The sequence below is a fragment of the Halobacteriovorax sp. RT-2-4 genome (assembly GCF_047085445.1).
GTDB lineage: Bacteria > Bdellovibrionota > Bacteriovoracia > Bacteriovoracales > Bacteriovoracaceae > Halobacteriovorax_A.
In genome coordinates, this window is record NZ_JBKIXY010000001.1 from 2097688 (window position 1) to 2111720 (window position 14033).

A 14033-nucleotide genomic window follows, 5' to 3' on the forward strand; every position below is an offset into this window, starting at 1 on the left:
TGATAAAATAATAGATATTTTCTAAAGGATATTATGTGGGCCTAATAACGACGAGTTTTAAGATAACGAAAACAATTAGAAATATTTCTCGTTTAAGAGAAATTGCTACTGTTTTTGCTAAAAATGGTCTAGATGAGTTTGTTTCTCAAAACGTCATCAATATTATTCCCAATTTCGTATTTCCAAGAAAGAGTGAAGAGTCTCAAAAAGTATCTGTCCATGATAACTCGTGGGGAGATGTGATGGGCTACCGATTAAAACTTTGCTTTGAGGAGCTTGGTCCTGCGTTTGTTAAGTTTGGACAACTTCTAAGTACAAGAGAAGATATTTTTGATGAAGACTTCATTAAGCATATGAAAAAGCTTAGGGATGAAGTTAAACCGATTCCATTTTCTGGGATAAAGAAAAATGTTGAATCATCTCTTGGTAAAAAAATTGAGGACGTATTTAAGAGCGTTGAAGATCAACCGATTGGAACAGCTTCGATTGGTTTAGTTTATCGAGCTGAGCTTTTAACAGGTGAAAAAGTTGTTTTAAAAGTAAAGAGACCTGGAATTGATCGTATTATCCAAACTGATCTTTCAATACTTATCTTCTTGGCAACTCAAACTGAAAAAGCTGCAGATGACTTTAAGTTCTTAGGCTTTTCTAAGGTGCTTGAAGACTTTGCATTCTCTCTTCAGAGTGAATTGAATTTTAATGTTGAAGCACTTAACTGTGAAAAACTAAAGAAAATAATTGCAAAGTATGACAACTCTGAAATTTTTCATTTACCTAAAATTTATAAAGAGTTTACTTGCCATGATTTATTAGTCATGGAGCTTATTGAGGGAATTCCATTTAGTGATAGTGAAAAAATCAGTGAGCATATAGAAGAGCTTGATTCAAAGTTAGATGAGTGTGTGAAAATTTTTATGCGATGTTTTCTAAATGAAGGTTTTTTCCATGCAGATCTTCATGGTGGGAATTTCTTCTATCTTCCAAATGGAAAGATTGCTCTGATTGATTTTGGACTAGTTGGAAATCTTTCTAAAAATGCTCGTCAAAATTTTATTGCTATTATTTATGCAATTCTAACTCAAAACTTCGAAAACTTAGTTTATGAGTTCTTGGATGTTGCCATCTATGAAACAGTACCGGATGTCGATAAATTAATTATTGATATTAAGAATGCAATTGGTCCGCAAATTGGACTAACAGTTCAACAAACAAATTTCTCTTTAATTATTAGTTCGATCATCACAACCCTAAGAGAACATCATATTTTCTTACCTAGTGAATGGTTTGTTGTCTTTAGAGCTCTAATAACACTCGATGGAGTAGGTCAATCGTTAGATCTTGATTTTGATATCTTTAGCCTTTTAGAAGGAGATATCAATGATATTATTAGAGATAGTTTCTCTACTGATAGCTTTATTGAAGATGGAATGTGGATTGCTAAGGATGTCTTAAGTGCGTCTCGAATTGTTCCAAGACATCTTAAATGGTTTCTCAAAGAATTTGCGAAGAATAACTATGCAGTAAAAATTAGACACAAAGGAATTTGGAAACCAATTGCATCTCTTGCCAGTAGCGTGAGATTACTTTCATTTTATGTTCTTGGCGGTGTTTTCTTTTTTGCTGGGAGGTCATTTGTTTCTGAACAAGATCTTTATAAGGGTGCATTACTCGATTACCCAACTCTTACTATAATTTTGTGGGTGCTTTCAATATCAGCAATTGGCTATGGGACTTTGAAGCACAGAAATTAAATACTATCTGCTCCAGTAATATAAATTTGAGGAATCAACTCTTTTAGCTCGATGGCTTGTTCTGGTCCAAAAAGTAGTGGTAAAAGTTCCTCTTTTTTAAATAAAAAAGATTCTTCGTTGATAGTAAGTGTTACCTTATCTAAATCTGGCTTAAAGTCTGAAATAGACACGGCATTTTTAGTGATGGCCTTTAAAAAATTAGAAAATTCACAAGTATTAATAATTTTACCCCAGGCTAGATGAATAAAAAAAGACTCTTCATCAAGTGGAGTAGGGTTTAATAGTTGAAGTCCTTTAAATTTCTCAAGTTCTTGCCTATTATTTGAAAAAGAACACTCGTGAATAATTCCTTTTAAGTCTTGTCCTTTTTCAAAGAATAGATAATCACCATTATCGTTTGTAAAAGTCTTCATTGAAGATATTTGTTTAATATCGTTCCATTCTTTTAGAGATCTCTGAATTGAGATGGTGTCTTTATAAGATTTATTATATTTTTTTTCTAAATTTTCTTTATCAATTTCTTGAATATTAATTGGCCAGTAACCCCTCTGTCGTATTTTCTCTTCTGTTACTGGAGTATCTCCAATTACAGCAGTTAATCCAAACTGAGTGTAGCCAAGCTTCTTATAGACACTCATATTATCACTCCAAAGAATGACGAGAGAGTAGTTATCTTTATAGATGCTCTTTATGTGATTATAGAGTTCTTTAAAATGTCCTTGTCCTTGGAACTCTTCCTTAGTAACAATTCCACCCAGTAATAATGTTTTTAACTCATGCCCTTTATAATGTAGTGTTACTGGTCTAACACCAATATGCGCGACGATATTTTCATTATCATCAAGAAGCAGATGACAATTGTGATGATTGCTCTCCTTCATTAGTTGATAGAAGTCAGTATTAAAGCTGTTTTCATCTTTATAATGAAAAGCCTTTTCAATTTCTTTATTGAGAGCATTTTTTAAATGAGAATATTGTTCTAGAGTTGTAAATATCATGTCGATTTATTTTACATTTAATTGCAAATAAAATCTTGAATAAAATTATCCAGAATTCAAAAGCCCCATAAACACTGAGGTTAATTCTTAACTAGGCAAAAAGTTTCGTATAAGAAATATACAATTTTTTTCTAAAGAGTTAAGAAATTGGAGCGATAAGGTGGTGTAACAATTGTACAGCTGTATGGATTTCAGCTGACTGACAGGAAGGAATCTTGTCGGTACCCAGTCAAGGAGGATCGAATGGGACTACGAATTAACACGAACGTTGCATCTCTAAACGCACAGAGAAACCTACGTGGAACACGTCTTGGTATGCAACAATCTCTAGAAAAATTATCATCAGGTCAGAGAATTAACAGAGCGGGTGACGATGCCGCAGGTCTAGCAATCTCTGAAAACCTAAAGGCTCAAATTAGAGGTCTTGGACAAGCTGAAAGAAACGCAGAAGACGGTATTTCACTAGTTCAAATCGCTGAAGGTGCTTTAGGGGAAGTTTCAAATATCCTAATTAGACTTAGAGAACTATCAGTACAAGCAGCTTCGGATACTATTGGAGCAACTGAAAGAAAGTTCCTAAACGTAGAATTCGAACAATTAACTTCTGAAGTTGATCGTATCGCTAACTCAACAGAATTCAACAGAGTACCACTACTAAACGGTACAGGTGCAGTATTTGATATCCAAATCGGTACGCGTAATGACCCTATATCAGATCGTTTAACGTTTGATGCATCATCAGCTGACGTAAACGTAGCAGCTCTTGGTCTTAACTTAGCATCAGTTGCTGATAAGATTTCTGCACAGAACTCTCTATCATCAATTGATCAGGCGATTATCTCTGTATCTGGTATTAGAGCGGACTTTGGTGCCCTTCAAAACAGACTTCAGTCAACGGTAAATAATATTGCAACGTCGATTGAAAACTTAAGTGCGGCAAACTCTCGTGTAAGAGACACTGACGTAGCAGCAGAAACTGCAAACTTAACAAAACAAAACATTTTAATGACTGCCGGTACTTCGGTTCTTGCTCAGGCGAACACTAGTACAAACAGTGCACTAAGCTTAATCCAGGCTGCTGCTCAAGGGTAATAATCCCTGACAGCGCCGGATGGCACTAGCATTGTTTAGAAAATTTTAGAGTAAAGAACACGGAGTCAATAATATGCATACTACTGGATAAGTTATGTACGGCAATTAGAGACTGCAACCTTTGATTGCTTGGCAAATATATATAGAGGAATGATTGGTTTATCCGTAGAAGCATTATTTAATTATTAACGAATTTATTGAGCTGGATGCTCAATTATCAAACAGGAGGTTTATATGATGATTAAAGGAGACTAATCATGGGAATCAGAATTAATACAAACGTGGCATCAATCGCAGCACAAAGAGCAATGTCACTTACAAATAAAAGAGTTGGGGACAACTTAAGAAAACTATCTTCAGGTGAACGTATTACAAAGGCTGGAGATGACGCCGCTGGACTGGCAATTAGTGAAAACTTAAAAGCTCAGATCAGAGGTATGAGGCAAGCAAAGAGAAACGCAAACGATGCAATCTCACTTGTCCAGGTAGCAGAAGGTGGATTAAATGAAGTTTCAAATATCATCATTCGTCTTAGAGAGCTTGCAGTACAGACTGCCTCTGACACGATTGGGGATACTGAAAGAGCATTTTCAGACATCGAGTTCCAACAGCTTAAAGAAGAGATTGATAGAATCGCAAAATCTTCTAACTTTAACGGAACACAGCTACTCGATGGAACAGGTGGCAAGCTCGAGTTTCAAGTTGGGATTCACAATGATCCAATGCTTGATCGACTTACTTACGATGCAGCAGGATCAGATGCTACAATCACAGCACTTGGACTTGCCTCAGATAGTGTGTCCACTAAAGAAGGCTCTCAAGCAGTTCTTCAAAAACTTGACGATGCGTTGGTCGCAGTCAACGGTTATCGTGCCAGTATGGGTGCGTTACAGAATCGACTCACATCAACAGTCAATAACTTGGGGATCAGTGATGAGAACTTGAGTGCGGCAAAATCGCGAATTAGAGATGTTGATGTGGCAAAAGAAACTGCCGACATGACTAAAAACAATATCTTAATTCAGGCGGGAGCCTCTGTTCTTGGACAGGCAAACCAAGTGCCAAATGTGGCGTTAAAACTAATCGGATAAACTAATCATATAGGCGACTATGGTCCTGAATAGGACATAGTTGCCTCCTCTTTTTTTTCTCAAAAAACAAATCTTACCTATATAATAGAATCATGACTGAACAAAGAACCAAGACAATTCTAATCTTTGGTATTTCTTCATTTGTGGGCTCATCACTTGCAAGCTTTTTAAAGAAAGACTACAAAATCATTGGTACTTATCATAAGAACCCTGTTTCTATTGATGGCATAACAACTGTTCCATGTGATGTTCACAGTAAGCAAGAAGTTCAGTTAATCATGTATACATTTAAACCAGACATTACAATATATGCGGTAGGTTTATCTTCAATTGTGGATTGTGCACTAAGTGAGAGAAGGGCGGATGCTTTAAATACAAGTGGACTCTTTACTGTGGCAGATGTTTGTCAGCGATATAAATCACAAATTATTTATTTATCTTCAAGTTTCGTTTTCTCAGGTGAATCATCTGAAAATTTTGAGTTAGATATTCCTGATCCAACTACTACTTATGGCAAGACTCAGGCGGCTGCGGAATTTTATATTCAAAAATCCTCTCTAAATTACTTAGTTTTTAGAGTTTGTCGATTATATGGAAGAGGCGGTGTACACGTTCGTCGTAATCTCTTTGAGAAAATTCAAGCAAAGCTTCATGCGCGAGAAGAGATTGAACTTGATGACTATATTAAAACGGGCTTTCTCGATATTGACTACCTTGGAATGGTTATCAAAATTTGCATCGAAAGAGGTCTTAAGAATCGTTTGTTACAAATTAGTTCAAATGATTTTATGTCGACTTATTCTTTTGGAAAACTGTATTGTCAAAAATTTCAAGAACCACAAAAGTTGATTGCATCGGCCAAATGGCCATATCCAATTATGAGTTCAGCAAAGGTTGGAGATAATAGTTCAGGTGTTCTAAATTTTAATATGAATATCACTAATGCTGAGGGCTATCTGCATTTGCGTCTACCAACTGTAGAAGAGTCTTTAGAATATTCAGCTCAAAAGTTACGGGTAGGCCTTGATGCTAAGGAAGCACATGAGTCTAAGGATACAATTAACTATATCTAAATCTTCTTAGCGCGCAGAAAGCTTGATAAATTCGCTTAAGTAGTGTCTTACAAGTGCATCACAATCAACAACTTCATTTTCAAAACGCCATGTGATTTGATTAAATGGCCCGATGTGTGCGCGGATCTCGTGAAGATGTCCACCGCCATGAACTTGAGATTCATTAGTTCTAGCACTAAAGATGTCTTTCCCATTCGCTAAGAAGCCAATTGAAATAAGATCATCTGATTTTCTTGCAAAAATAAGACGAAGTGAATTGCGATAGATCATAAAGTCATTGATTGTATTAGCAATCTTAAAAATTTTGATCGTATTATTATCACCGCGGTATTCATTGAATTTATGGACATAAATCTCAAAAAGATCTCTGAGCTTATTCATGAAGTTAATTGAAGATTCTTCAAGTTGGAATGCTGGATTTAAGTGGTCGTTAAAACTTACAACACCACTCTCGTCCATATTGATCTCTTCGAGAGCAAGATTTTCGATCCATTTTGTTGATACTTCCGTGTTTCTTTCAAATTTTGTAATATCCATAACTTAAATTCTACTAGATATTGATGATTTGAAAAGAATTTTTTGGATTGCGCAATGGAAAGGGCAGTGTGAATGAGCTAGATGAGCGATGAAAGTTTCCGCCCGTCGTACGACAGGGGGATGTAGTGATAATCACTTTAGGCTTCCCACTGATTCATGGGCCTGCTCACCGTGACCAGTGACCACTTCCTTTCTAAGCTTTGTAGGGCGAAACAACTTTATTTGGTGCCCATCTAGCTCACTCATAAATTATACCCGAAAAACGTAAACGGCAACAATAATAGGCATAATTAAAAGCACTTGACGGTAGTATTTACAGATACTTATGAACAAATACACCTTTTTTTTGAACCAAATGCGCGAAGTGTTAAAATATTATTAAGAAAAGTTAAAGCTTTACTCAGTTATTGCCGAAACTTTCAAGTAGTTATTTAAGTTTCAACCCCGCTGAATGGGGGCGATTGAAAGGAGTATGAAATGAAAACCTTGCTAGCGTTTCTAAAAGACGAAGAAGGTCAAACATCAACAGAGTATATCTTACTTGTTGCTGTTGCAGCGATGCTTGTTATGAAGTTTAAGGAAAAGGCATCAGAGGGTATTACAACTCTTACTGATGGTGTTTTCGGGAACACGGATAACCTACTTCGCGAACTACAAGGAAACTAATTCTTCCGCTCTTTAGTTTGATGCGACTATCAAGCACTCTACTCTAGAGAGCGGAGGAAAAACTTTCTCACCAAAACCTTTTGCATACTTAATGTAGAATATTAAGTATGTCACGTCAGTCTCAAAGCGGTCAGGCTTTAATAGAGTATATTTTTATCTTAGCATTCTTTGCTGGTATTTCCATTGCAATGGCAAGGGGAATAGGGGCTTATACTACAGGCTTTTTTAAAAGTTTTGCATTCCATTTATCGCAGGAGCTTGCAACAGGCTCGTGTCCTAATGGCTGTTGGCATTCACCATATGTAAACCAAGATAGGTAGGTTAGAGTGCCCGTTAGTGTCTATGTTTTTATCTTTATTCAATTACTCTATGTTTCTTATATCGATATTCAATCTCGAAAGATTGCAAACGTATGGTCAATTGGAAACATCTTTTTATTTTTAGTTCTCGTATTGTTCTTCCCGAATAACTACATTATTGGAATTGAAACACTTCTTTACCCTCTAGGGATATTTCTCGCAGGTTTTTTACTTTTTATTTTAAAAATTATGGGCGGTGGTGATTCGAAATATTTAGCTAGTTTATTTCTTTTAATTCCAGTCGCTCATCAAGATCAAGCTTTGATCTCCCTTTCTGTTGTAACAGTGATTGTCGGGCTTTCAGTTTTTATTACGAATATTCTTAAAAATCTTGAGTTTATTATTCAGGCTTTTAAAGAAGGTAATATCGTTCAGATTAAAAAGATTTTTGGGAAGAAATTTGCGTTTGCCCCTGTTATACTTATTTCATGGATATTTCTAGGATGGAAAATAAAAAAGCATATATTCTTTTAAATGAAAGGGGACAATCGACAGTAGAGTATATTTTACTTTTTGTTGTTGTGACATCTTTTGCAATGCTAGTCTTCAAAAGTGAAGGTTTCCAAGGCATGATTGGAGAGGGCATGTTTGGTACATTGGCCCGCTCTATGGAATACTCAGCTCGCTATGGTGATAAAGGTAGTGTCGATTCATATGGAAAAACTTATGGAAATCCAGTTCATCCCCTCTATTATAATAATGATGAAGGAAGGTCTCACTTCTTCTCTCCTGTAGGAATTTATGATGAGCAATTATAAGAAGATAAGAAATCAAAATGGGCAATCGACAATTGAGTTCCTATCAACTTTTACTTTTGTGATCGCTTTCTTTTTTGTTTTTGCAAAGATTGCAATTAATTATACAAATACTTATCTTCTTCAATATGCAAATTTTATGGCATCACGAGCGTATCTCGTTGCAGATAATAAAATTCAAAATGACTCTCTTGCACGTCAAAATGCAACGGAAGTTTTCAACTCATATAATGTTGTTAATTGCGGCACTGATTGTCAGATAAAATTTAATTCAAAAACAACAAACCAGTGGTTCTTAAGTGGAACGTATCTAGATTATAAAACAAAATTCTCTGTCATGAAGGTATTAACAGGTGATATTGACTTAGACTTTCGAATTGAATCGTTTCTAGGAAAAGAGCCTACGATAAGAGAGTGTCTTGCTCAAGTTTGTCGAGCTTTTTCTGAGGTTGCCACTGATCTAGGAAATGGGAATTGTTCAAGTACGAACTCAACGATCTATGATAACGGATGTTAACTTGAGTGCAGATCAGAAAAGAACAATATTTAACAATGAAGAAGGACAGGCCTTATTTGAGGCGATGATTTTTATTCCAATTCTTCTTTATATGGTTGTGATGCTCATTACAGTAGGCAACTCAATCAATGCATCGATTAATCAGAATAAAGCAACTCGAACATATACATTTTATATCCTTAAAGGAAACTCTGATGGAATTGGTGGAAATGATATCAGAAGCTTAAGTGGGACGTTCACTGAGGTTGGAGGCTTTATGATTGGTTGGAATAAAACACTACAATCTAATAGTACACCGATTTCATCAAGCTTTAAAATTCCAACTCTTCCTTGGGCCGCAGCTGAAGATGAAAATTGCGAAGAAGCAGGTGATCCAGAGGATACAAATTGTATTAAGGTGTTCACTTTGTTTGGAGTCTGTGGTGAGACCTTCACTAAACCAGGTGATGTTTTATTTAGGGCCAATGATGCCACTATCCTTTCACCGGTCACTTCTTGTAGCTATAAGTAGCCAAAAATGCCTCATTGTAACTAAATGCTTGTTTTTTGTTAAAATATTAAGTGATTACTTAACGAAGTAAAACAGGATGTTTTATGAATACTAGAGCTTTTACGCTGGCCCTTATTATTGCAGGTGTTGCCATGTTTATGGTCCACACTTATATCGAAGATCAACAATCTGCTTTGATTAAAAAGTATGGAACAATGAGTTCTGTTCTTGTTGCTAAAGAAGATATTCGCGAGTTCGATCTACTGGATGAAACGAAGGTTTCAATTATTACAGTTCCACAGAAATTCTTAGCTCCTGGAAGTTTTAAAACAGTAAAAGAAATTGAAAATACAATTGCGACAGTTCCAATTCTAAAAGGCGAGCAAATTACGAAACCACGTGTAACATATCCTGGAGAGAGTACAGGTCTTTCAAGAGAAGTTACAGTGGGGATGCGTGCAATTGCTTTCCAAGTTGATGAAAGAAGTTCAGTAGGAAAGCTTATTCGTCCTGGTGATCGTGTCGATGTTCTAGCACCGATTGATTACACAGGTGGAGCGAGAAAAGATCAAGAAAAAATCGTTACAATCCTTCAAGATGTTCGTGTTCTTTCAACAGGGATGAGTGTTTCAAATAATATTCCTCTAATTGGTGTTAAAACAGAGGAAGTTGTAAGAAAAATGAAACTTAACACTTACTCTAATTATACAACGGTAACGTTAGAGCTTAGTCCATTTCAAGCTCAGAAGATTGCGCATCTTTATGTATTCCAACCAAATAAACCAATTCTGACTTTAAGAAATATTAATGATGGTGAGAAGGCAATGATCGAAGGAACTCGACTCTACGATATTCTTTCGGATACTGATAAGAATGAGGCAAGGGCCTTCTTTAACGAAAAATATAAGAAAAAGAATTAATGAGAATATTAACGTACTTAACTCTATTTATATTTGCATTAACGGCCAGCGCTCAGCAGGCCTCTTCTGGTATTGGGGTATCTGAAGAAAAAGTAGAGGTAGTTCTTGGTATTGATAAAGTTTTACCAATTGATTTCACAATAACATCTCGAAGTGTACAAATTGCAAATCAAAGAATTCTTAAAGTACAACCAGTTAATACTGCGGCGGGAACAAGTGAGCTTGTTTTAAAAGGTGAAGCACCTGGTATTACTTCTGTTACTGTTCGAGATCGCTTAGGTGCTATTAAAAAGCGTTATCTTGTAACTGTTACTGCAACAGAGAAGTCAAAGCTTATTGCAGAAATTAAAGAACAATTGGGACCAATTGAAGGTTTAGAAATAAACTTGAAGGGTGGTAAGGTCTTTGTTGAAGGAAAGATTATTGTTCCTGGAGATATTGGGCGAATTGTAAAAGTTTTAGAAGATTACCCAGATGTTAAGAACCTTGTTGAAGTTTCACCACAGACTTATTTAATTATTTCTCGAGAAATGCAAGAAGGTCTAAGAAGAAATAACTTAAAAGATGTAACAGTTAGATTCTTTAATAATTCATATTTATTAGAAGGAATTGTAAACTCAGAAGAAGAAAGTAACCTTGCTGTTAAAATCGCGGCGACATACTTACCTGATAGAATTCAAAGTTTAGCTAGAAGAACAGATTCTGTTCAGCAACTTGATAAGGGTGAGATTATTAGAAACTTTCTGGCTATCAATAGAAAGCCTCAGCCACCTCAAGCCGCAAAACTTATTAAAATAACTGCTCAATTTGTTGAGCTTTCAAAAGATTATAATCGTGTCTTTGGATTTAAATGGAATCCAAGCGTTGGAACAACAGGTGGACAGATCGTTTTTGGACGTACTGAAAATGGTGGAACAGTAACGACTTCATCTGCTGGTAGTTTTGGTGGAACAATCTCACAACTATTTCCTAAACTGAGTTCTGCTAAAGCAGCTGGTTATGCTCGAATTGTTCAATCTGGGATGGTAATCACTAAAGATGGTGAAAAGGCAAAGTTATCTAAGGGTTCTGAGAGGAACGTTGCGGTTGGTACTGGGGAGTTCCAACAAGCAAAAGTTATCGAAGCGGGATTTAACTTAGATGTAACACCTAAGATTCTACAAGAAGAAAAAATTAATCTTGATATTATTCTTGGTGTTTCTTCTTCTCAAGGAACAGATAAACAAACTAATAATCTCGATACGAAAATTATTGTTAAGTCTCGTGAATCAGCGGTTGTTGGTGGTATTTCAATTAATAAAACTGCTACCGAATATGACAAAGACCCACCTGATGGTGTTTCAACAACTGGTAGTGATGGAAGTGAAGAAGGACAAGTTTTTTCTTTGTTCTCATTTGTACGCTCAAAAGATGTTTCAAAATCTAAAGAGCAATTTGTTGTTTTTATCACTCCTGAGATTATTGAGAGTGCCTCAACTGGTACTGAAGATATTAAAAGAAAATTTAGAAAGAGGGGGCCATAGTGGCCGAAGGTCATATTATTACAGTCATTGGTGGTAAAGGCGGCGTAGGGAAATCCCAAGTTGCTACAAACCTAGCTTTTGCTTTCAGTGGTGAAAAGCGATCTAAGACATTACTTCTTGATTTCGATCAAAGAGCTAGTGGTGACTTGAATTTGTTAACTGGAATTAAAACAAATAAGAACTTAAAAGATCTTTTTAATTTTAATGGAAATATTGATCCACGAACTTTTCAGCCATTCGTAAATATGCACCCAAGTGGTGTTCATTATATTGGTTTACCAAATGATCCTGTAGCAACTGAAGGGATGAGTGTTGATGGAGCTGGTAAGGTACTTAAAGCCGTAAAAAGCATGTATCCACTCACTGTTATTGACGTTGGAACGGAAATCACTGATCTCACTGCAAAGGCTTTAGAGCATTCAACGATGATTTTAGTTGTGATAACTCCAGACCTTCTTGCTCTAAATCAGACTAAGCGCCTTGTTTCAGAATTAATAACAATGATGTTTCCTAAAGAAATGATTCATTTTGTTTTTAATCAGGCGCAAAAAGGTCATCCTGTAACTGCTGATGTGGCCGGGAAATCTGTTGGTCGCCCTGTTTTAGCTCAAATTCAAAAAGATGAACAAACTTGTGCAATGGCCATTAATCAGAAGAAACCAGTTATGCTGGCGGCTAAAAATAGTGCTTTTGCTAAAGGTGTCACAGAGTTAGTTCGTACAATCAATGGAAAGGGAATTCTTAGTCAATTGGCTAAGCTTAATAAACCTAATGATGTTGGTACAAAACAAGAGCGTCCAACTGGTGCTGCTGCAAATGGATGGCGAGATCTAAAACTTAGAATTCATAAAGGTCTTGTTGAAGAAATGGATCTATCTAAAGATGATGATAACGATCCGAAAGCGAAAATTATTCTTAAAGAAAAGACTAAGAAAGTCGTTATTGATTTACTTGGTAAAGAAGATACAAAAGGCATTTTAAACAATCGCGATGATATGAATAGCATTGTTAAAGAAATTCTAGATGAAGCCTTAGGACTAGGGCCTCTAGAGGACTTGCTTGCTGATTCGTCAATCTCTGAAATTATGGTTGTTGGACCTAATAAGATTTACTATGAAGAAGATGGAAAGGTTAAGCTTTCAAAAGTAACTTTTTCAAACGATAGACAGGTTCTTAATGTTATTGAAAGAATTGTTGCTCCAATTGGTCGTCGTATTGATGAAAAGACTCCATACGTTGATGCCCGCTTGCATGATGGTTCTAGGGTTCATGCAATTATTCCTCCTTCTGCAATTGACGGATGCTGTATTACAATTCGTAAATTCCCTGAAGAGAGACTTACTTATAAACACCTTGTTCAATTCGGTTCTTTCACTCAGAATATGGCGGACTTCTTACGTATCGCTGTTGAAGGACATAAGAATATAATTGTTTCTGGTGGTACTGGTTCCGGGAAAACAACACTGGTAAATATTTTGGGAAGTTTTATTCAGGCCAATGAACGTATTATTACTTGTGAAGACTCTGCTGAACTTAGTTTTCCTCAAGAGCACGTTGTTCGTTTAGAAACACGCCCTCCTTCACTTGAAGGCGATGGAGAAATTGATATTCGTTGTCTAGTAAAGCAATGTCTAAGAATGCGTCCTGAGCGTATTGTTGTTGGTGAGTGTCGTGGTGGTGAAACACTGGATATGCTCCAAGCTATGGGGACAGGGCACGATGGTTCTCTAACGACAGTTCACTCAAACAATCCAAGAGAGTGTATTGGACGTATTGAAACCCTTGTACAGTATGCAGGAGCTGGTCTTACTCCAAAAGCAATTCGTGAAATGATTGCCAACGCAGTTCATTTGATCATTCAAGCTTCACGTCTGGATGATGGTTCTCGTAAGATTACACATATTACTGAAATTGGTGGTATTCAGGGAGAGGTTGTTACTCTTCAAGATATTTTCCTCTTTCAACAAAAAGATATCGATAAGAACGGGAAAATTATTGGCTCCCATCAGGCGACTGGTTTTATTCCAAAGTTTATCGAAACCCTTGAAAGACAAGGTTACAATATTCCTCGTGGTTTATTTTCAAATGCTCCTGGTGCTAGTGGTGGGGCCACACCTGCTAACGCTGATAAGAAAGCACCACCACCTCCAAATAAGAGACCTCCACAGCAGGGACAACAAAGGCCACGACCGGGTCAGCCTCAAGCTAGACCAAGACCAGGCAATGGTGCACCACCTGTGAAGAAGAAGGCTTAGGATATA

General features: G+C 36.4%; 14 protein-coding genes and 1 other RNA gene. 12 read left to right on the plus strand and 3 right to left on the minus strand.

Going from position 1 to position 14033, the window contains the following annotated elements; all coding sequences use genetic code 11:
* Window positions 1-35 precede the first annotated feature (35 nt).
* Window positions 36-1751 (plus strand): ABC1 kinase family protein, encoded by a 1716-nt coding sequence (locus ACMAYL_RS10095; protein ID WP_412471052.1) that lies wholly within the window; start codon window positions 36-38, stop codon window positions 1749-1751.
* Here the strand turns inward: ACMAYL_RS10095 and ACMAYL_RS10100 are convergent.
* A complete protein-coding gene (locus ACMAYL_RS10100; RefSeq protein ID WP_412470422.1) occupies window positions 1748-2749 on the minus strand; it encodes a GNAT family N-acetyltransferase in 1002 nt (333 codons plus the stop codon). The genes ACMAYL_RS10095 and ACMAYL_RS10100 overlap by 4 nt on opposite strands.
* Window positions 2750-2992: 243 nt before the next feature.
* On the opposite strand from ACMAYL_RS10100, the gene ACMAYL_RS10105 reads away from it, so the two are divergent.
* The 3 genes from ACMAYL_RS10105 to ACMAYL_RS10115 all read left to right on the plus strand — a co-directional run bounded on the left by ACMAYL_RS10105 (window position 2993) and on the right by ACMAYL_RS10115 (window position 6005).
* Entirely contained in the window at window positions 2993-3841 is an 849-nt protein-coding gene (locus tag ACMAYL_RS10105) for a flagellin (protein WP_021267425.1), read from the plus strand.
* Between the two features lie 257 nt (window positions 3842-4098).
* Window positions 4099-4932 carry a flagellin gene (locus ACMAYL_RS10110; RefSeq protein WP_103218432.1) on the plus strand — a complete coding sequence of 278 codons (834 nt, stop codon included), beginning with the start codon at window positions 4099-4101 and terminating at the stop codon, window positions 4930-4932.
* Between the two features lie 92 nt (window positions 4933-5024).
* Complete coding sequence (locus ACMAYL_RS10115; RefSeq protein WP_103218431.1) at window positions 5025-6005, plus strand: SDR family oxidoreductase; 981 nt, start codon at window positions 5025-5027, stop codon at window positions 6003-6005.
* 6 nt (window positions 6006-6011) lie between these two features.
* Here the strand turns inward: ACMAYL_RS10115 and ACMAYL_RS10120 are convergent, their stop codons facing one another.
* Window positions 6012-6542, minus strand: a complete 531-nt coding sequence (locus ACMAYL_RS10120) for a hypothetical protein (RefSeq protein ID WP_103218430.1) — start codon at window positions 6540-6542, stop codon at window positions 6012-6014.
* Window positions 6543-6612: 70 nt separating this feature from the next.
* Window positions 6613-6785: non-coding RNA, 6S RNA (gene ssrS, locus ACMAYL_RS10125), on the minus strand.
* 234 nt (window positions 6786-7019) lie between these two features.
* Here ssrS and ACMAYL_RS10130 point away from each other — a divergent pair.
* The 8 genes from ACMAYL_RS10130 (at window position 7020) to ACMAYL_RS10165 (ending at window position 14027) form a co-directional block, all read left to right on the plus strand.
* Window positions 7020-7208 (plus strand): Flp family type IVb pilin, encoded by a 189-nt coding sequence (locus tag ACMAYL_RS10130; protein WP_021267549.1) that lies wholly within the window; start codon window positions 7020-7022, stop codon window positions 7206-7208.
* A gap of 326 nt (window positions 7209-7534) precedes the next feature.
* A complete protein-coding gene (locus tag ACMAYL_RS10135; protein WP_103218429.1) occupies window positions 7535-8041 on the plus strand; it encodes a prepilin peptidase in 507 nt (168 codons plus the stop codon).
* Window positions 8011-8325: a hypothetical protein gene (locus ACMAYL_RS10140; protein WP_103218428.1), complete on the plus strand. Its 315-nt coding sequence runs from the start codon at window positions 8011-8013 to the stop codon at window positions 8323-8325. Before ACMAYL_RS10135 ends, ACMAYL_RS10140 begins: the two co-directional genes overlap by 31 nt.
* Window positions 8312-8839: a hypothetical protein gene (locus ACMAYL_RS10145; protein ID WP_103218427.1), complete on the plus strand. Its 528-nt coding sequence runs from the start codon at window positions 8312-8314 to the stop codon at window positions 8837-8839. The genes ACMAYL_RS10140 and ACMAYL_RS10145 overlap by 14 nt, the downstream gene beginning before the upstream one ends.
* 1 nt (window position 8840) lies before the next feature.
* Window positions 8841-9350, plus strand: a complete 510-nt coding sequence (locus ACMAYL_RS10150; RefSeq protein ID WP_146037871.1) for a hypothetical protein — start codon at window positions 8841-8843, stop codon at window positions 9348-9350.
* Window positions 9351-9433: 83 nt separating this feature from the next.
* The gene (cpaB, locus tag ACMAYL_RS10155; RefSeq protein ID WP_103218425.1) at window positions 9434-10249 is read left to right on the plus strand and encodes a Flp pilus assembly protein CpaB; all 816 of its coding nucleotides are present in this window, start codon (window positions 9434-9436) and stop codon (window positions 10247-10249) included.
* Complete coding sequence (locus tag ACMAYL_RS10160; protein WP_103218424.1) at window positions 10249-11772, plus strand: pilus assembly protein N-terminal domain-containing protein; 1524 nt, start codon at window positions 10249-10251, stop codon at window positions 11770-11772. Before cpaB ends, ACMAYL_RS10160 begins: the two co-directional genes overlap by 1 nt.
* Window positions 11772-14027, plus strand: a complete 2256-nt coding sequence (locus tag ACMAYL_RS10165) for an ATPase, T2SS/T4P/T4SS family (protein ID WP_103218423.1) — start codon at window positions 11772-11774, stop codon at window positions 14025-14027. The genes ACMAYL_RS10160 and ACMAYL_RS10165 overlap by 1 nt, the downstream gene beginning before the upstream one ends.
* Window positions 14028-14033 lie beyond the last annotated feature (6 nt).